Annotated in this window: 15 protein-coding genes and 1 pseudogene; 6 read left to right on the top strand and 10 right to left on the bottom strand. The window is 68.8% G+C overall.

Going from position 1 to position 17,653, the window contains the following annotated elements; all coding sequences use genetic code 11:
- From QCD75_RS18170 to QCD75_RS18195, 6 genes are all read right to left on the bottom strand, one after another.
- A partial coding sequence (locus QCD75_RS18170; RefSeq protein WP_301230815.1) for a hypothetical protein occupies window positions 1-218 on the bottom strand: 218 nt, incomplete at its 3' end.
- A gap of 401 nt (window positions 219-619) precedes the next feature.
- Window positions 620-2,053: a sulfate adenylyltransferase subunit 1 gene (locus QCD75_RS18175; protein ID WP_301230816.1), complete on the bottom strand. Its 1,434-nt coding sequence runs from the start codon at window positions 2,051-2,053 to the stop codon at window positions 620-622.
- Window positions 2,053-3,129, bottom strand: coding sequence for a sulfate adenylyltransferase subunit CysD (gene cysD / locus QCD75_RS18180; protein WP_301230817.1), 1,077 nt, complete (start codon window positions 3,127-3,129; stop codon window positions 2,053-2,055). Before cysD ends, QCD75_RS18175 begins: the two co-directional genes overlap by 1 nt.
- A complete protein-coding gene (locus QCD75_RS18185; protein WP_301230844.1) occupies window positions 3,126-3,854 on the bottom strand; it encodes a phosphoadenylyl-sulfate reductase in 729 nt (242 codons plus the stop codon). Before QCD75_RS18185 ends, cysD begins: the two co-directional genes overlap by 4 nt.
- 122 nt (window positions 3,855-3,976) lie before the next feature.
- Window positions 3,977-5,725: a nitrite/sulfite reductase gene (locus tag QCD75_RS18190; RefSeq protein ID WP_301230819.1), complete on the bottom strand. Its 1,749-nt coding sequence runs from the start codon at window positions 5,723-5,725 to the stop codon at window positions 3,977-3,979.
- A 145-nt stretch (window positions 5,726-5,870) separates the two neighbouring features.
- Window positions 5,871-6,605 carry a sirohydrochlorin chelatase gene (locus tag QCD75_RS18195; RefSeq protein ID WP_301230820.1) on the bottom strand — a complete coding sequence of 245 codons (735 nt, stop codon included), beginning with the start codon at window positions 6,603-6,605 and terminating at the stop codon, window positions 5,871-5,873.
- Window positions 6,606-6,666: 61 nt separating this feature from the next.
- Here QCD75_RS18195 and QCD75_RS18200 point away from each other — a divergent pair, with 61 nt between their 5' ends.
- Window positions 6,667-7,338, top strand: coding sequence for a trimeric intracellular cation channel family protein (locus QCD75_RS18200; RefSeq protein ID WP_301230821.1), 672 nt, complete (start codon window positions 6,667-6,669; stop codon window positions 7,336-7,338).
- Between the two features lie 14 nt (window positions 7,339-7,352).
- On the top strand, window positions 7,353-7,781 hold the full coding sequence (locus tag QCD75_RS18205; RefSeq protein ID WP_301230822.1) for a hypothetical protein: 429 nt from the start codon (window positions 7,353-7,355) through the stop codon (window positions 7,779-7,781).
- Window positions 7,782-7,959: 178 nt separating this feature from the next.
- Here the strand turns inward: QCD75_RS18205 and QCD75_RS18210 are convergent, their stop codons facing one another.
- From QCD75_RS18210 to QCD75_RS18225, 4 genes and pseudogenes are all read right to left on the bottom strand, one after another.
- Window positions 7,960-8,796: a type IV toxin-antitoxin system AbiEi family antitoxin domain-containing protein gene (locus QCD75_RS18210; RefSeq protein ID WP_301230823.1), complete on the bottom strand. Its 837-nt coding sequence runs from the start codon at window positions 8,794-8,796 to the stop codon at window positions 7,960-7,962.
- Between the two features lie 851 nt (window positions 8,797-9,647).
- Window positions 9,648-10,748, bottom strand: coding sequence for a polyprenyl synthetase family protein (locus QCD75_RS18215; RefSeq protein WP_301230824.1), 1,101 nt, complete (start codon window positions 10,746-10,748; stop codon window positions 9,648-9,650).
- A 134-nt stretch (window positions 10,749-10,882) separates the two neighbouring features.
- Window positions 10,883-12,178, bottom strand: a pseudogene (locus QCD75_RS18220) (geranylgeranyl reductase family protein); the annotation flags it as partial.
- Window positions 12,179-12,190: 12 nt separating this feature from the next.
- Window positions 12,191-12,979 (bottom strand): demethylmenaquinone methyltransferase, encoded by a 789-nt coding sequence (locus tag QCD75_RS18225; protein WP_301230826.1) that lies wholly within the window; start codon window positions 12,977-12,979, stop codon window positions 12,191-12,193.
- Window positions 12,980-13,120: 141 nt separating this feature from the next.
- Between QCD75_RS18225 and QCD75_RS18230 the strand changes: the two genes are divergently transcribed.
- From QCD75_RS18230 to QCD75_RS18245, 4 genes are all read left to right on the top strand, one after another.
- A complete protein-coding gene (locus QCD75_RS18230; protein WP_301230827.1) occupies window positions 13,121-14,635 on the top strand; it encodes an isochorismate synthase in 1,515 nt (504 codons plus the stop codon).
- Window positions 14,636-14,855: 220 nt separating this feature from the next.
- The gene (locus tag QCD75_RS18235) at window positions 14,856-15,812 is read left to right on the top strand and encodes an ABC transporter substrate-binding protein (protein ID WP_301230828.1); all 957 of its coding nucleotides are present in this window, start codon (window positions 14,856-14,858) and stop codon (window positions 15,810-15,812) included.
- 35 nt (window positions 15,813-15,847) lie between these two features.
- On the top strand, window positions 15,848-16,822 hold the full coding sequence (locus QCD75_RS18240; protein WP_301230829.1) for an amino acid ABC transporter permease: 975 nt from the start codon (window positions 15,848-15,850) through the stop codon (window positions 16,820-16,822).
- Window positions 16,819-17,595: an amino acid ABC transporter ATP-binding protein gene (locus QCD75_RS18245; RefSeq protein ID WP_301230830.1), complete on the top strand. Its 777-nt coding sequence runs from the start codon at window positions 16,819-16,821 to the stop codon at window positions 17,593-17,595. Before QCD75_RS18240 ends, QCD75_RS18245 begins: the two co-directional genes overlap by 4 nt.
- Window positions 17,596-17,653: the final 58 nt, after the last annotated feature.

Below are 17,653 nucleotides of genomic sequence, written 5' to 3' on the forward strand. Positions count from 1 at the left end.
CAATGACGCACGCGCGCCGGTATTCCGGCGTCGACAGCGCCTTTGCCGGGCGCGGAACCCATGGCGCGGCGCAGGATCGTCGGCGCAGCGCAGGACAGTCGGCGCGGCGTGGAGCCGGACCAGTCTGCGGCGTCCGCGGCGCAGATTTCCTCGCGACGCGCAATGACGCACGCGCGCCGGTATTCCGGCGTCGACAGCGCCTTTGCCGGGCGCGGCACCCATGGCGCGGCGCAGGATCGTCGGCGCAGCGCAGGACAGTCGGCGCGGCGTGGAGCCGGACCAGTCTGCGGCGTCCGCGGCGCAGATTTCCTCGCGACGCGCAATGACGCACGGGCGCCGGTATTCCGGCGTCGACAGCGCCTTTGCGGGGCCCGGAACCCATGGCGCGGCGCAGGAAAGTCGGCGCAGCGCGGGATCATTTGCGCAGCGTCGAGCCGGGCCCGTCGGCGGCGTCTGCGGCGTCTGCGGCGTCCGGCGACATGGGGCCATGGTCAGTGCCCCGGGGCGGCTCCCAACTCCCGGGATGGGCCCAGAAACGGCTCCACCCCGCACCACCAGGCTGGCAAAGCTGGGAATGCGGGGCAGTGCGGTTCCAGCGGGGGCCGGGCCGGACGATCGCCTAGATCGAGTAGCGCTCGTCCTCGTGGTCGCCGGGGTGGTCCTTGACGAGGCCGGCGGCGAGCGTGTTACCGTCCAGCGGATCGATGACGAGGAACGCCCCGGTGCGGCGGTGGTGCAGGTAGTTCTCCAGCGGCAGCGGCGCGGCCAGCCGCAGCTGGGCATGTCCAATGTCGTTGAGCTCCAGGGTGGTGGTGGGCTCCAGCTGGAAGTTGGCGAGGTCCAGCTTTCCGGTCACGTTCCGGACCAGGGCCTGGACCGTGCGGGTGCCGTGCTTGACCAGCACCTTCGCGCCCTCGCGGAGCGGCTTCGGCGAGAGCCAGCACAGTGCGGCGTAGAGGTCGGCCGAGGCTTCGCGGATGGTCCCGGTCGCCGCGATCGTGTCGCCGCGTGCGACGTCGAACTCGTCCGCGAGGCGCAGGGCCACCGACTGCGGGGCCACGGCCTCGGTGAGCCGCCGTCCCGCGAAGTCGATCCCTATAACCGTGGTGGTGCGCGGCGCCTGGCCCGGGGTGAGGACGCTGACCTTGTCCCCGAGCTTCACCGAACCCTCGGTGATCTGACCGGCGTAGGCGCGGTAGTCGCGGTAGCCCTCGACGTCGAGTCCCGCGGCGACGGCGTCGGGAGCCAGCGCCCCCTGCGGCCGGACGACCAGCTGGACCGGGAACCGGAAGCTTTCCAGGTGGCTCTCGAGCTCGTCCGCGGCCGGCAGCGTCTCGAGGACCTCGAGCAGGGCCGGGCCGTCGTACCAGGAGGTGCGGTCGGAGCGGTCCACGACGTTGTCGCCGTCGAGCGCGGACACCGGGATGACCAGGAGGTCGGTGACCCCGTCCGCGCCCAGCCCGAGCTCGCGCCCGACTTTCTGCACGTCGGCCTCGATCTCCCGGAACACGGCCTCGCTGAAGTCCACGAGGTCGATCTTGTTCACGGCGACGATCACGTGCGCCACACGCAGCAGCTGCAGCACGGAGAGGTGCCGGCGGGTCTGCTCGAGGACACCCTTGCGGGCGTCGATGAGCACGACGACGGCATCCGCAGTGGACGCGCCGGTCACCGTGTTCTTGGTGTACTGCACGTGCCCGGGGCAGTCCGCGAGGATGAAGCTGCGGCGGTCCGTGGCGAAGTAGCGGTAGGCGACGTCGATGGTGATGCCCTGTTCCCGCTCGGCGCGCAGGCCGTCGGTCAGCAGCGCGAGGTCGATCGCTTGGGTGCCGGTGGCACCGGTGCCGCCAAAGCCGCGGTCCGCCGAGGTACGGGCGACGGCGTCGAGCTGGTCGGCGAGGATCGCCTTGGAGTCGTGCAGGAGGCGGCCCACCAGGGTGGACTTGCCGTCGTCGACCGAACCGGCGGTCGCGAAGCGGAACAGGGAAGCGTGCGCGAGCGGCGCCTCGTCAAGCAGGGCGGCCGCGCGGGCGGTGTCGATGTCGGTGCTCATTAGAAATACCCGTCCTTCTTGCGGTCTTCCATGGCGGCCTCGGAGATGCGGTCATCCGCCCGGGTGGCGCCACGTTCGGTGATGGTGGAGGCGGCAACTTCGATCACGACGTCGCGCACGGTGGCGGCGGCCGATTCCACCGCGCCGGTGCAGGACATGTCGCCGACGGTCCGGTAGCGAACGGTCTTGGTGATGACCTGCTCGTTGTCGCGGGGCCGGGAGACCTCGCCGACCGCGCGCCACATGCCGTCGCGGGCGAAGACCTCGCGGTCGTGGGCGTAGTAGAGGCCCGGCAGGTCGATGTTTTCGCGCTCGATGTAGCGCCAGACGTCGAGTTCGGTCCAGTTGCTGATCGGGAATGCGCGGACGTGCTGGCCCACGGTGTGCCGGCCGTTGTAGAGGTTCCACAGCTCGGGCCGCTGGTTGCGCGGGTCCCACTGGCCGAACTCGTCGCGCAGGCTCAGGATCCGTTCCTTGGCGCGGGCCTTGTCCTCGTCGCGGCGGCCGCCGCCGAAGACGGCGTCGAACTTGTTGCGCTGGATCGCGTCCAGCAGCGGGACGGTCTGCAGCGGGTTGCGGGTGCCGTCGGCGCGCTCGGCCAGCTCGCCGGAGTCGATGAACTCCTGGACACTGCCGACGACGAGCTTGAGTCCCAGCCGCTCCACGGTCCGGTCGCGGAATTCGATGACCTCGGGGAAGTTGTGCCCGGTGTCCACATGCAGCACCGGGAACGGGACCTTCCCGGGCCAGAACGCCTTGGTGGCCAGGTGCAGCATCACCACGGAATCCTTGCCGCCGGAGAACAGCAGCGCCGGCTTCTCGAACTCGGCGACGACCTCGCGGATGATGTGGATGGCCTCGGACTCGAGGGTGTCCAGGGACGAGAGGCGGGCGGGGCGCGTAGCCGCAGCAGCAGATGCCGCCCCGGGAGTGGCATCGGGCCTGTCGGAGCCGCGCGCATCGTCCGAAGGACGGATGCCGCACGGCGCAGGGGCGGGGGCGGCATCTGCTGCGGAGGCGGTGGTGATTGGGGCGGCATCGGGGTCGACGGCCACGGAAGTTGGGGAGTTGCTCATACGTGTAGTCCGCATTCTGTCTTGTCGGTTCCTGCCCAGCGGCCGGCGCGGGGGTCGTCGCCGGGCGCCACCTTGCGGGTGCAGGGCTGGCAGCCAATGGACGGGTAGCCCTGCGAAAGCAGCGGGTTGACGGGGAGGAGATTGTCGTCGGAGTACTGGACCAGCTGGTCGAAGCTCCAGGCCGCGACCGGGTTGACCTTGACCAGGCCGTTGGTCTCGTCCCACGTGACCAGCGGGGTGTTGGTGCGGGTGGGGGCCTCGTCGCGGCGGACGCCGGTGAACCAGAGTTCGTAGCCGGCCAGGGTGCGGCGCAGCGGGGCCACTTTGCGCAGCGCGCAGCACTGGGCGGCGTCGCGGGCGAAGAGGTCCTTGCCGAGGAGCCGGTCCTGCTGCTCCACGGTGTTCTCCGGCAGCACGTCGACGACGTTGACGCGCAGGCTCGCCGCCACCTCGTTGCGGGTCGCGTAGGTTTCCGGGAAGTGGTAGCCGGTCTCCAGGAAGAGCACGTCGACGCCGGGAAGCTGGTCCGCGACGAGCGCCGGGAGGACGGCGTCGGCCATGGAGCAGGCGACGGCGACGGCGGGCAGCTCGAAGTTGCGCGCCACCCAGGCAATCACCTCGCGGGCCGGGGCGTCCCAGCCGAGCTCGGCGGCGCCGGCTTCGGCGACGGCCTTGAGCTCGGCGTGGGTGCGCAGGACCGGCGTGGCCGGGGCGGCCGTGGCCAGGACCGGCGTGACCGGGCCGGGCGTGACCGGGCCGGGCGTGACCGGGACCGGCGTGGCCGGGGCGGGCGCCCCCTGGCGATCGGCGTCCGGACCTACCGGGTCAATTCCCAGTGCGTGCTTGCTCACTGCAGATCACCCTCATCGGCGGCAAAGGCCCATTCGGCGAAGGTCTGGCCCTCGGTGTGGTCGGCCACGAACTTCCGGACCACGCGTTCAACATAGTCGGGGAGGTCCTCGGCGGTGACCTTGAGGCCGCGGACGGTGCGTCCGAGGCCAGCCTCCTCGCGGCTGTCGGAAGCCAGCCCGCCGCCGAGGTGGACCTGGAAACCCGGGGTGGGGTCGCCGTCGGGCGTGGGAAGCATCATGCCCTTGAGGCCGATGTCCGCGGTCTGGATCCGGGCGCAGGAGTTGGGGCAGCCGTTGATGTGCAGCGACAGGGCCTGCGGGAGCTGCTTGGACTCGACGAGGTCGGCGAGGCGGCGTTCCAGCTCGGCGACGGCGGTGGCGGCCGTGACTTTGGTTTCGACGATGGCGAGCTTGCAGTATTCGATGCCGGTGCAGGCGATGGTGCCGCGGCGGAACACGGACGGCCGGGCGGAGAGGCCCAGGGCGTCGAGTTCGGCCACGAGCGGTTCCACCTGGTCCTTGGGCACGTCGAGGACGACGAGCTTCTGGTGCGGGGTGGTGCGCAGCCGCTGCGAGCCGCGGGCTTCCAGCGTGTCGGCGAGCTTGACGAGCTGGCCGCCGGAAAGGCGGCCGGCCAGCGGGGTGGCGCCGATGAAGAACTTGCCATCCTTCTGCTCGTGCACGCCGATGTGGTCGCCCGGGGTGGAGGGCTTGGGCGCGGCCGGGCCGTCGTCGAGCTTGTAGCCGAGGTATTCGTCCTCGAGGACCTGGCGGAACTTCACCGGGCCCCAGTCGGCCAGCAGGAACTTCAGCCGGGCCTTGGTGCGCATCCGCCGGTAGCCGTAGTCGCGGAAGATGCTGGTGACGCCGAGCCAGACGTCGGCGGCCTGGTCGGGCCGGACGAACGCGCCGAGGCGCTTGCCGAGCATCGGGTTGGTGGAGAGCGCGCCGCCCACCCAGAGGTCGTAGCCGATGCCGAGCTCGGGGTGGACCAGGCCCACCAGGGCGACGTCGTTGATCTCGTGGACCACGTCCTGGCTGGGGTGGCCGGTGATGGCGGTTTTGAACTTGCGCGGCAGGTTGGCAAGTTCCGGGTCGCCGATGAAGCGTTCGGCGAGCTCGTGGATCAGCGGCGTCGGGTCGATGATCTCGTCCTTGGCGATGCCGGCGACCGGGGAGCCGAGGATGACGCGGGGAACGTCGCCGCAGGCTTCGGTGGTGGACAGGTCCACGGATTCGAGGCGGCGCCAGATTTCGGGGACGTCCTCGACCCGGATCCAGTGCAGCTGGATGTTCTGCCGGTCGGTGAGGTCGGCCGAGTCGCGGGCGAAGTCGACGGAGATCTGGCCGATGACGCGCAGCTGCTCGGTGGTGAGGGCGCCGCCGTCGATCCTGACGCGCAGCATGAAGTACTTGTCCTCGAGCTCGTGCGGCTCGAGTGTGGCGGTCTTGCCGCCGTCGATCCCGGGCTTGCGCTGGGTGTAGAGGCCCCACCAGCGGAAGCGGCCGTGCAGGTCCGTGCCCTCGATCGAGTCGAAGCCGTGCTTGGAGTAGACGGACTCGATGCGTTCGCGGACGTTGAGGCCGTTGTCTTCCTGCTTCCAGGTTTCGTTGGCGTTCAGCGGCGCGGTGCCGTCCACTTTCCACTGCCCGTGCGGCTTTGCGGCGGGGCGGGAGGTGGGGCGCTTGGTGCGGCCTGGGGCAGCCTGGTCCGGGGACGCTCCGGCTAGAGCTGTATCAGTCATGGATCGACTGTAGGGCGGCCCGTAATGCGGCCACAAAGGGTCGGCAACGCGGGGTCACCTAGGGCAACAAATCGTCACGAACCGTCGGCGAGCCTTGAAGTGGCGCGGATCGTGTGCATGGGGCGGGTCGCTTCAGGCCCCCGGTTCAGGCCCCCGCGGCGAGGGCGGCGTCGTAACGTTCCAGCGCAATTTCGGCAAGCACCGGGGACGGCAGCAGGGCCGCCGTGACGAGGTCCGCGCCGGCCTTGTGCAGCTGGTCGTGGAAGAAACCCGGGGCCAGCAGGTACGCGGCGATGACCACGCGGCCGCCCAGGTCCACGGCCCCCGCGGACTCCCCCGCGCCGGCGCCGCCCGCGGCCTCCTCGCGGAGCATGGCCACGGCGTCGGGCACGGACGGCTTCGCGGACGCCCCGTAGGCGGCCACGATCCGGTTGGAACGCAGCGCGCGCAGCTGGCCGGCGAGTTCCTCGACATTCTTCGAGGCGGTGGGGTCGGAGGACCCGGCAGCGGCGAGGATGACGGCGTCGTTGTCGGTCACGCCGGCTTCCCGGAGCCGGACGTCCAGCAGCGCCGCGAGCCGCGGGTCGGGCCCCAGCGGCGCGGCGGCGCGGGTGTCCGGCCGGCTCTTGACCGCCCGGGCGATGTCCACCTTGACGTGGTACCCCACGCTGAGCAGCAGCGGGACGACGACGGCGGCCTCCCCCGCCGGGAGGCCCGCCACGACGGCCGGGAGGTCAGGGTCCTGGACGTCGACGTAGGCCTCCCGTACGTCGAGCCCGGGCCGGAGCGCGGCGATCCCGTCCCGGAGGGCGTTGACTTCGGCGGCCCCCTCCGCGCTGGAGGTGCCGTGGGCGCAGGCGATCAGGATGGGGCTATTCATAGCCGTTAGCGTAGCCTTGGAGCCGCCCCATCCGCCCCTTGATATCCGACCGGGACCCTCCATGACTTTTTCCTTCAGCGTTGTCGCGCTCTGGCTGGACCTGGCCGGCGTCTTCTTCTTCGCGGTCTCCGGGTCCCTGCTCGCGGCCCGGAAGCAGTTCGACATCATCGGGTCCCTGCTGCTGGCCTCGGTGGTGAGCCTGGGCGGCGGCGTCATCCGCGACATCATCATCAACGCCGGCCCGCCCGCGGCCTTCACCAACCCGGCCTACCTGGCGCCGCCGCTGCTCGCCGCGGTGCTGGTGTACTTCCTGTTCTCCAGCGTCCAGCGCTACACCTCGCTGCTGATCCTGTTCGACGCCGGCGGCCTGGCACTCTTCTGCATCACCGGTTCCCTCAAGGCGCTGGCCGCCGGGATGAACCCCATTGCGGCGGTGCTCCTCGGGGTCACGACGGCGGTGGGCGGCGGCCTGCTGCGCGACATCACCGCCAATGAGGTGCCGCAGCTGTTCGACCCGAAGGATCTCTATGCGCTGCCGGCGTTCGCGGGGGCGGCGTTGACCGTGGCCCTGTCCGTCACCGGCACCTTCAACGCGCTGACCGCGGGCGCCGTTGCCGCGATCGTTTTCGCCTTCCGGGTCACGGCCTGGCGGCGGAAGTGGCACGTTCCGCTGGCGGTCCGCGGCTGGCACCGGCTTGGCCTGGGCGCGGCCAATGGCGGGCCCAAGGATTAGCTAGGATAAGAACCATGACTGACATGTTCCTCGAGAAATTCCGCGCGCTTGTTCCGAAGTATCTCGAAGACGAATGGCAGGACGAGGATGGCCTCCCGGCCGACGAGCTGGATGCGGCCCTCGCCGAGCACCAGTTCCAGGTGCCCCTGGTGTTGCGGGAGTTCTACCTGGCGGTCGGCGGCTGCGAGGACATCATGGAGGCGTACCACTACTTCTGGGACCCCGAAGAGCTCGAAGTTGATGACGAAGGCTTCCTCATGTTCCTTGAGGACGAGGAAGAACAGTTCACCTGGGGATTCCGGGTCGGCGACCTCAGCGTTCCGGACCCGATCGTGTACCGCCGCAACAACGCCCGCGGCCAGTGGAAGAGCGAAGAAGGAACCTTCTCCGAGTTCGTCTTCGACATGTTCGAGTGGGCTTTCAACGACGAGGACGAGGACTAACTCTCGGCTTCTTTCTTGGCGCCTCCGCGGTGCGGGGGCGCTTTGCCACGGACACGCCGCCACCCGGGCCGGAATTCGTCCCTAGCTGCCTCAAAGTAGCCCCCGACGGCGGCCGCGACCAGCCTGTCACTGCCGAAATAGACCCCCGCGCACCGGGACGGCCTCCAGAAACCCACCTTTACGGCTGAAACGCGCCCCGCCGCCACTGCTCAAGCACCGCGAGGACCTGGGCCATCATCCGTTCGGGGTGATGGACCACGAAGTCGTAGCCGAACCGGAGAAACAGGTAACCTGCGACCATGGTCGCGTTGTTCCGCCCGCGGTCCTTCTTCACCTGCCGCGGCTGCAGATGCGATTCGCCGTCCGTTTCCACCACGAGAATGCCCTCAATGAGGAAGTCCACCTCGCCCACCCCGGGGATCTCCACATGCCGTCGGACACGCAGGCCGGCTCTCTGGAAGGCGGTGTTGGCCAGAACTTCCAGCAGCGAATCGGCCCGGGGAATGACCATGTCCAGCACCGACCTGACGCGGCCGTTGCGGTTGCCCCTCAGCTTGCCGCGGAGGAAGTCCAGACTGATGTCCCCGCGACCTACCGCACATTGGACCATCACAAGGGCTTCCAATTCGGGCAGACAGTGAAGTGCGTGGATCAGGACGTCGGCGAGTCCGGCCACGGGTAGCCACGGATGCTTGGGATGCCGGCAGCGGCCGTGTGCCACGGAGCCGGGCGGCGCTGCCCGATGCCCAGGACTCAGATGCGTGGACTGGGCCGGAACCAACGTCCACAACCTGTAACCCGGAGCGGCCGACAGACACGTCAGCAGCCCTTTCAATTCGCGGGCGGCCCGGTAGGCGCTGGAATCCTGCGGCAGTCCGTATTGTCCGCGGCGGATCCTCACTATGGTGCCGTCCGCCACGGCTTTGGATACCCGGTGTCGGCTGAATCCGGCCCGGGCAAAGTCAGCCGCAGTGGCCGTTCCGCTCCGTGCAGCAAGATAAGTCGCTACGTTCATTCCGCCAATGTGCCCTGTCTGCGGCACTTCGAGTCCGCCCCGGTTGCGCTATGTGGATAACCCCGGCCAAAGGACTCCGGCGGCCGAGGGGCACTTTCACACGGAGACGCCCGAGGAATCAGCTTGGGAACTGCCCAAACCGCGGCAAAGTGCCCTCGCGCCGCTATGTCCAGAGCCCGCCGCCTAGCAACCTGGACTATTCGCGGCCCAACAACCCCCGGGCCCAGTCAGAGAGACCACGGCCACAGGGGTTTCGCGGCCCAACACCCCCCGGGCCCGGTCAGAGAAACCATGGCCACGGGGCATTTTGACACCGATAAGCCGCGGGATCAGCTGGCGAACTGCGGGCGAATGGCGTGGGAATGGCCTCCGGCGGCCGGACAACGACGCGCGGCAGGGGGGGCACTTTGACCCGGACACGCCGGGAAACCAGCCGGGCAAGGGCCTGCGGCGGCTGAAAGTGCCCCCGCAGTGCCGCCGGAGCCCCTGCGCCAGTACCCCCGTAGTGCCGCCGGAGCCCCTGCCGCAGTGCCCCCGCAGTGCCCGCCAGCGCCTGCGGAGCGCCTGCGGAGCGCGTCAGGCCGGGCCAGGCCAGCGTGTGACAGCAAATTTACACAGGCGCTAGACAGCATGACATTTCTGTCATAGGCTCATTCATGGGTTCACCAAATGCCTCCGGTGGATCTGATGCGAACGGAGAAATGGCCCCGGTTCGACACAACGGATGACTGGAAACGTTGTAGAGAACCGGGGCCATTCCGTTTAAGCAGTAGAACCCACGAGAAGACCAGGGTAAAAGGCGACAGGCAGAGACCCGCCGAAGGCAGGGACCCGGAGACCCGCACAAAGAGTCAGCTGGCGCGGTCCACCACGGCCATCGCGAAGTTGGTCAGCGAAGTCTTCACCACGCCCTCGGGCAGCGGCGCGAGGGCGGCAATCGCTTCATTGGCCCAGGCCCGGGCCACCACCCAGGACTCCGCCGTGACGGGGTGCTCGCGGAGGCCGGCCACCGCGGCGGCGAGGGCTTCGTCCGAGCTGAGGTCGCCGTCGATGAGCTTCAGGAGTTCGACGGCGGACTGGTCGCCGTTCTCGGCCTTCTTGCGCAGCAGCAGCACGGGCAGCGTCGGCACACCTTCGCGCAGGTCGGTGCCCGGGGACTTGCCGGACTTGACCTTGACCCCGGTGACGTCGATGACGTCGTCGGCGAGCTGGAAGGCCACGCCCACCTTTTCGCCGTACTCGACCAGCATGGGCTCGTAGGACTCGTCGGCGCCGGAGAAGATCGCGCCGAGCTGACCGGAGGCCGCCACGAGCGAGCCGGTCTTGTCCGCGATGACCGAGAGGTAGTGCTCCACCGGGTCCTCGTCCGGGCGCGGGCCGACGGTTTCATGCAGCTGGCCAAGGCAGAGCCGCTCAAAAGTGCGGGCCTGGATGCCGAGCGCGCGCGAGCCGAGTTCGGAGACCAGGATGGAGGCGCGGGCAAAGATCAGGTCGCCGGTCAGGACAGCGACGGAGTTGCCCCAGACCTCATGCGCCGTGGGGGCGCCGCGGCGGAACGGCGCGGAGTCCATCACGTCGTCGTGGTAGAGCGTCGCCAGGTGGGTGAGTTCGACGACGACGGCGGCCTGCACCACGGCGGGCCGGGAGGCGTCACCCAAGTGGGCGCAGAGCAGGGTCAGCAGCGGTCGGATGCGCTTGCCGCCGGCTTCAACGAGGTGGCGCGACGTCGCGTCAGCCAGCGGATCCGAGTTGGCGATGGCTTCGCGCAGCTTCTTCTCCACGCGGGCCAGGTTGGTGGTGATCGCGGGCCCCAGTTCGGGGTCCCCGGCGATCGCGGCAAATCCGGCCGGCAACTGTAAGCCAGTGGCGATCGCGGTGGTGTTGAGGCTGGGCTCGGAGCTCGGCAGGCCGTGTCCGGCGTGCGTCCAGCTTTGGTCTGCAGAGTTGGTCACGGGATAACCCTAACTTCAGTTGCGGAAACCGCGGAGATGGCGCCGGTGTGCGAAGGGGTGTCGGGGATGGCGCCGGTGTGCGAAGGGGTGTCGGGGATGGCGCCGGCAGGCGACGCCCCCGCACTGGCAGCATCCGCCCGGGACCGGCCCTGGTTGGACGTCGCCGGGACCAGGGATTCCAGCACCCGGATGACGCGGTCCTCGAAGCCCTTGGCCGCGGGATCGGTCAGGTTGGCCAGCAGCCGCACCACGAACCGCATCAGCACAGGAATGGGCATGCCCGTCCGGAGGGCCAGTTTCATCACGGCCGGCTTGCCGATCAGGGCAGCGAAGGCACGGCCCAGGGTGAAGTGTGAACCCCACTGGTCCCGCACGTAGTCCGCGTACCGCGAAAGGTGCGCGTCGGCGTCGGCCCCGGTCCAGCCGGCGGATGCGGAACGAGCGGCGCCGTCGATGATGAACTCGGCGGCGAAGCGGGCGGACTCCATGGCGTAGGAGATGCCCTCGCCGTTAAACGGGGAGACCATGCCGCCGGCGTCGCCGAGCAGGAGCAGTCCCGGCGAGTAGTGCGGGGTGCGGTTGAAGCCCATCGGCAGCGCGGCGCCGCGGATCTCGCCGACCTGGTTTTCCGGGGTGAACCCCCACTCGGCGGGCATCCCGGCGGTCCATTCGCGCAGGACCTGCTTGTAGTCCAGCTTGCCGAATTCCTTGGAGGAGTTCAGGATGCCGAGGCCCACGTTGGAGGTGCCGTCGCCGACGCCGAACACCCAGCCGTAGCCGGGCAGCAGCTTGCCGTCGCGGCCGGGGAGCTCCAGCCAGCCTTCCATCCAGTCGTCGTCGTGCCGCGGCGAGGTGAAGTAGGTGCGGACGGCGACGCCGAGCGGCCGGTCGTCGCGCTTCCGGATGCCGAGCGAGACGGCGGTGCGGCTGGAGTTTCCGTCGGCGGCGAGCACGACGTCGGCGCTGAAGTCCCGGGTCTCCCCCGTCTTGCGGCCGGACTCGTCGAGCAGGGCGGCGCGGACCCCGGCGACGCGGCCGTCGTCGGAGCGCAGTGCCTCGGTGACGCTGTGGCGTTCCAGCACGACGGCGCCCGCGGACTGGGCGTGCCGGGCCAGCTCCTCGTCGAAGCCGATCCGGGTGCGGATCAGCCCGTACTGCGGGAAGTCGGAGACCTCGGGCCAGGGCAGTTCGATGCTGCGGCCGCCGGCGAGCAGGCGCAGGCCCTTGTTGCGGCGCCAGCCGTCGGTTTCGGGGTGCGGCAGGCCAAGCTTCTGGATCTCGCGGACGGCGCGGGGGGTGAGCCCGTCGCCGCAGACCTTTTCACGGGGGAAGCTGGTCTTTTCCAGCACCGTGACGTCGATGCCGGCCTGGGCCAGGTAGTAGGCGGCAGTGGACCCGGCCGGACCTGCTCCGACGATCAGTACTTTCACGGCGGCGGTGGACTAACGCGCGGGCCGGATGATGTTGCGCCGCAGCTTCGCCACCGGTCCGGTGTGGGCGGCCAGCGCTGCGGCGCCCGCGGCGGGGCCGGATTCCGGGCCGGGCTTGACGGCGCGGTGCACGGCGACGATGCCGCCGGTGAGGTTGCGGTAGGTGACCTTGTCCCAGCCGGATTCCTGCAGCCAGGCTGCGAGGTGGTCCTGGTCCGGCCAGGCGCGGATGGACTCGGCGAGGTAGACGTAGGCATCCGGGTTGGAGGCCACCTTGACGGCGATCGCGGGCAGCGCGCGCATGAGGTATTCGGTGTACATAGTGCGCCACAGCGGCACCACGGGCTGGGAGAACTCGGCGATGACGAGCTTGCCGCCGGGCTTGGTGACGCGCAGCATCTCGGCCAGGGCCTTCTTCGGCTCGTTGACGTTGCGCAGGCCGAAGGAGATGGTGCTGGCATCGAAGGTGTTGTCCGCGAAGGGCAGGCGTGTGGCGTCCCCGGCGATGAAGTCGATGTCGGGGCGGCGGCGCTTGCCCACCTTGAGCATGCCCAGCGAGAAGTCGCAGGCGATCACGTCGATGCCGGCGTCGGCATACGGTTCGCTGGAGGTGCCGGTGCCGGCGGCGAGATCGAGCACCCGCTGGCCCGTCTTCACATCCATGGCTTCGACCACAATCTTGCGCCAACGCCGCGTCTGCCCCATCGACAGGACATCATTGACGACGTCGTATTTGGGGGCGACGTCGTCAAACATCGTGGCTACTTCGTCCGGACGCTTATCCAAGGATGCTCGGTTCACCCTTACAGTGTCTCAAATGATCAGCACACGCCCTAACCAAGGGCTGAGCAGGGCCCGGGCAAGGGCTAACCGGGGCCTGAGCAGGGGCTCAGCACGCCCGGAGCAGGGCCTCCGGCGTGTCGGGAGTAGTGTGGTCTCACTATGACGAGCGCGTTCCGAACCCTGACAGTCCCCCTCGATGCAGAATCATTCCCCGGGGGGCTGCCGTCGTTTCTGGTCCGGGACGACCTCCTCTGCTGGACCCGCCGCGAAGCCGGCCTCGTGGGCTTCGGCGAGGTGGCCCGGTTCACCGCCACGGGGCCCGACCGCTTCCTCGAGGCGGACATCTGGTGGCGCCACCTGGTCCTCGAGGCCGAGATCACCGACGCCGTCGAATGGCCCGGCACCGGCCCCGTCGCGTTCGGCTCCTTCGCCTTCTCCAAAGCCTCCGCACATGAGTCGCGGATGATCGTGCCCGAAATCGTCGTCGGACTGCGCGACGGCAAGGCCTGGCTCACCCAGTTGACGTTCGACGACGGCGACCTCACCGAAGCGGGCGCCCGCGCCGCGCTGGACCGCTGGCTTAGGAGCGGGTACGGCAGTGCTGCCGGGACGCTCCCGGACGGCCCGACGCCGGAAGGCTGCACCCCCGCGGACTCAGCCGACCCTGCGGACCCGGCCGACCCTGCGGACCCGGCCGCCGGGAACGGCACCGCCGAGTCCGGAACCGGGTCCGGCACCGCCGGGAACAGCACCGCCGGGAACGGCACCCGCGCCGCCGTCGCCACCCGGGCCGGTGCCGCCGTCGTGCGCCCCCTGCCGCTGGCTGCCGGGGCGACACTGCACACCGGCTCGCTCAGCGAGGAAGACTGGATGGCCGCCGTAGCCGCGGGCGTGGCCGAGATCCGCACCGGGGCGCTCGAGAAGCTCGTGCTGGCCCGGGACATCGTCGCCACCGTTCCGGCCGGGGTGAACGCCGCCGAGATCCTGCGCCAGCTCGCCGTCCGCTACCGCGAATGCTGGACCTACGGCGTCGACGGGCTGGTCGGTGCCACCCCCGAGATGCTGATCCAGGTGGAGGGCCGCACCGCGCAGGCCCGCGTCCTGGCCGGCACCCTGGACCGCCGCGACGCTGACGGCATGGCGGGCTCGCCGCTGGAGTTCGCCGAGCGCGTGCTGGCCGGGTCGGAGAAGCAGCGGCACGAGCACGACATCGCGATCCAGTCGCTGACCACCCAGCTGGCACCGTTTTCGGAGGCGATGAACGCGCACAGCGAACCCTTCATCCTGGAACTGCCCAACGTCTGGCACCTCGCCTCGGACGTGAAGGCGGAACTGGCGGAGGTGGAGGGACATGTCCCCACCAGCCTCGCCCTGATCAATGCGCTGCATCCCACGGCGGCGGTCTGCGGCACGCCGACCACCGTGGCGGGCGCGCTGATCCGCAAGCTGGAGCACCTGGACCGCGGCCCGTACGCCGGACCGGTCGGCTGGCTCGACGCTGCCGGCAACGGGGAATGGGGCATCGCGCTGCGCGGCGCCGTCATCGAGTCCCCGCAGACCGTCCGGCTGTACGCCGGCTGCGGCGTCGTCGAAGGATCCGTGCCGGAAGCCGAGCTCGCCGAGACCTGGGCGAAGTTCCGGCCGATGCTGGAGTCCCTCGGCATCAGCAGCTAGGGACCGGTTCACCGTCCGGTCCGACAGGCGGTCCGGCCGGTCCGTTCTGCCGGTCCTGAATCCGGGATTCCAGACACACCAACGTGTGAAAGTCTTGTATTTAACCCCGAAATAGTTATCCAATAGTGAAACTTAGTTTTCTGTGACGCACATCTCTTCTTCGGCGATACACTATAAACCGACTTGGTTACGCATCCCTCCTGCAACAAAAGGTAAGAAAATGCAGATCTCCCGTTCGCTCCTGAGCACCTCCACGCTTAAGGCAGCCACCGTGCTGGCCATCGGCGCCCTGACGCTCTCCGCCTGCACCAATGCCTCCGAAAAGGCACCGGCCGGCGCGGCGCCGTCCGTATCCGGCAGTGCCGCGGCCAGCTTCGACCCCAGCACCGTCCAGAAGGACGACGCCCTGGCGGCCATGGTGCCGGAGTCGATCAAGTCCAAGGGCACCCTGACGGTGGGCTCGGACACGTCCTACGCCCCCGCGGAATTCCTCGGCACCGACGGCCAGACCCCGGTGGGCTACGACGTCGACATCGCCAAGGCGATCGGCGCCACCCTGGGCCTGAAGGTCCAGGTGCAGACGTCCGAATTCACCGGCATCCTCCCGGCCCTGGGCCCGAAGTACGACCTCGGCATCTCCTCGTTCACGATCAACCCGGAGCGGCTCGGCGCGGTGAACATGGTCAGCTACTTCAACGCCGGCACCGCCTGGGCCGTGCAGAAGGGCAACCCGAAGAAGGTCTCGCTGGATGACCTCTGCGGCAAGTCCGTCGGTGTGCAGACCGGTACCGTCCAGGAAGATCCGGACCTGTCGGACCGCAGCAAGAAGTGTGTGGCAGACAGCAAGCCGGCCATCAACGTGGTGACACTCAAGAACCAGACGGACATCACCACCCGCCTGGTCAACGGCAGCGTCGATGCGATGGCCGCCGACTCCCCCATCACTGGCTACGCCATCACCCAGACCAACGGCCAGATCGAAAAGCTCGGCGACGTCTACGATTCCGCTCCGCAGGGGATCGCCGTGGCCAAGTCGGATATGGCCCTGGCCGAGGTCGTCCAGAAGACCGTCACCAAGCTCATGGAGAACGGTTCCTACAAGAAGATCCTGGAAGGCTGGGGCAACGCCGACGGCGCCATCACCAAGTCTGAGGTCAACCCGGCGGTCGGATCTTGAGTCTTCCCACAACCGGCCGCACACCAGGTGCGCACATGGACAGTCATCAGGAAAAGCCCGAGGCACCGGTAGTCCTGAACAATCCGGTACCGGTCCGGCACCCGGGCCGCTGGATCAGCGCCATCATCATCCTCGGCGTGCTCGCCCTGTTCCTGCAGAGCCTGGTCACCAACCCCAACTTCCGCTGGGACATCGTGGGGACCTACATCCTTGACACCAAGGTGGTGCAGGGCGTCGGCTGGACGCTGCTGCTGACCGTGGCTTCCATGGTCCTGGCCATCGTGCTGGCGATCCTTCTGGCGTTCATGCGCCAGTCGGAGAACCCGGTGTTCCGCTGGTCCAGCTGGGCCTGGGTCTGGTTCTTCCGCGGCACTCCGGTGTACACGCAGTTGGTCTTCTGGGGCTTGATCGCCGTCCTGTATCCCAAGATCACCGCCGGAATCCCGTTCGGACCCGAGTGGTTCGCCGTGGACACGAGCACCGTCATCACAACCACGGCTGCGGCCATCCTGGGCCTGGGCCTGAACGAGTCCGCCTACCTGGCGGAAATCTTCCGGGCCGGCCTCAAGTCGGTGGACCGCGGCCAGGAGGAAGCCGCCGAGGCCCTCGGCATGGGCAAGACGAAAATCATGTGGCGGATCATCCTCCCGCAGGCCATGCGGGTGATCGTGCCGCCCACCGGCAACGAAACGATCGGCATGCTGAAGACCACCTCCCTGGTCCTGGCCGTGCCGTTCACCCTGGACCTGACCTTTGCCACGAACACCCTGGCCAACCGGACCTATCTGCCGGTGCCCCTGCTCATCGTTGCGGCCATCTGGTACCTCGTGATCACCAGCCTGCTGATGGTGGGCCAGCACTTCATCGAGGCCTACTACGGCAAGGGAGTGGACAACCTTGCTCCGGCCACGATCAACCCGGCGGCAGCAAAAGCCGCCGCCGCCGTGGCGCCAAGCGCTGCAGCGGAGCCGGCGCTGAAGATGGACTTTCCCGAGGAGGAGGCAAAATGACGATCACCACTGAGACACCGCTGGTGCGGATCGAGGGCCTCCACAAGTTCTACGGCCAGCACCATGTGCTGCGCGGCATCGATCTGGAGGTCAACCGGGGTGAAGTGTCGGTGGTCATCGGCCCGTCCGGGTCGGGCAAGTCCACCATGCTTCGGTGCGTGAACCTGCTGGAGACCATCAGCGCGGGCCGGATCTCCGTGGACGGGCAGCTGATCGGCTACCGGGACGTCAAAGGCCGGCTCCATGACCTGAAGACCAAGGAGATCGCCGCCCAGCGCCGCGAGATCGGCATGGTGTTCCAGCGCTTCAACCTGTTCCCGCACAAGACGGCGCTCTACAACATCATGGAGGCACCGGTGCACGTCAAGGGCCAGTCCCGTGACGCCGCACGGAAGCGGGCCATGGAACTGCTGGACCGCGTGGGCCTTGCGGACCACGCCGGCCACTACCCGTCGCAGCTTTCCGGCGGACAGCAGCAGCGGGTGGCCATTGCCCGCGCCCTGGCCATGGATCCGGAGCTGATGCTCTTCGACGAGCCCACCTCCGCGCTGGACCCTGAGCTGGTGGGCGATGTCCTGAACGTCATGAAGGACCTCGCCCGGTCCGGCATGACCATGATTGTAGTGACCCACGAGATCGGCTTTGCCCGCGAAGTGGGCGACCGCCTGACCTTCATGGACGGCGGTGTGGTGGTGGAATCCGGTGATCCCCAGGAGGTCCTGGCCAACCCGCAGCATCCCCGCACCAAGGAGTTCCTCAGCCGGGTGCTGTAATTCCGGTACCCCGCGCCGCTTTCGGGCAGCCGCTACGTGGTTCCACGTGGCGGCTGTC

The organism is Arthrobacter sp. PsM3, assembly GCF_030433895.1.
Lineage (GTDB): Bacteria > Actinomycetota > Actinomycetes > Actinomycetales > Micrococcaceae > Arthrobacter.

Bases quoted from the DNA above. Each gene is read 5' to 3' on its own strand.
- QCD75_RS18175 (WP_301230816.1), bottom strand. From the start codon at position 2,053: ATGAGCACCGACATCGACACCGCCCGCGCGGCCGCCCTGCTTGACGAG.
- cysD (WP_301230817.1), bottom strand. From the start codon at position 3,129: ATGAGCAACTCCCCAACTTCCGTGGCCGTCGACCCCGATGCCGCCCCA.
- QCD75_RS18190 (WP_301230819.1), bottom strand. From the start codon at position 5,725: ATGACTGATACAGCTCTAGCCGGAGCGTCCCCGGACCAGGCTGCCCCA.
- QCD75_RS18195 (WP_301230820.1), bottom strand. From the start codon at position 6,605: ATGAATAGCCCCATCCTGATCGCCTGCGCCCACGGCACCTCCAGCGCG.
- QCD75_RS18200 (WP_301230821.1), top strand. From the start codon at position 6,667: ATGACTTTTTCCTTCAGCGTTGTCGCGCTCTGGCTGGACCTGGCCGGC.
- QCD75_RS18205 (WP_301230822.1), top strand. From the start codon at position 7,353: ATGACTGACATGTTCCTCGAGAAATTCCGCGCGCTTGTTCCGAAGTAT.
- QCD75_RS18210 (WP_301230823.1), bottom strand. From the start codon at position 8,796: ATGAACGTAGCGACTTATCTTGCTGCACGGAGCGGAACGGCCACTGCG.
- QCD75_RS18230 (WP_301230827.1), top strand. From the start codon at position 13,121: ATGACGAGCGCGTTCCGAACCCTGACAGTCCCCCTCGATGCAGAATCA.
- QCD75_RS18235 (WP_301230828.1), top strand. From the start codon at position 14,856: ATGCAGATCTCCCGTTCGCTCCTGAGCACCTCCACGCTTAAGGCAGCC.
- QCD75_RS18240 (WP_301230829.1), top strand. From the start codon at position 15,848: ATGGACAGTCATCAGGAAAAGCCCGAGGCACCGGTAGTCCTGAACAAT.
- QCD75_RS18245 (WP_301230830.1), top strand. From the start codon at position 16,819: ATGACGATCACCACTGAGACACCGCTGGTGCGGATCGAGGGCCTCCAC.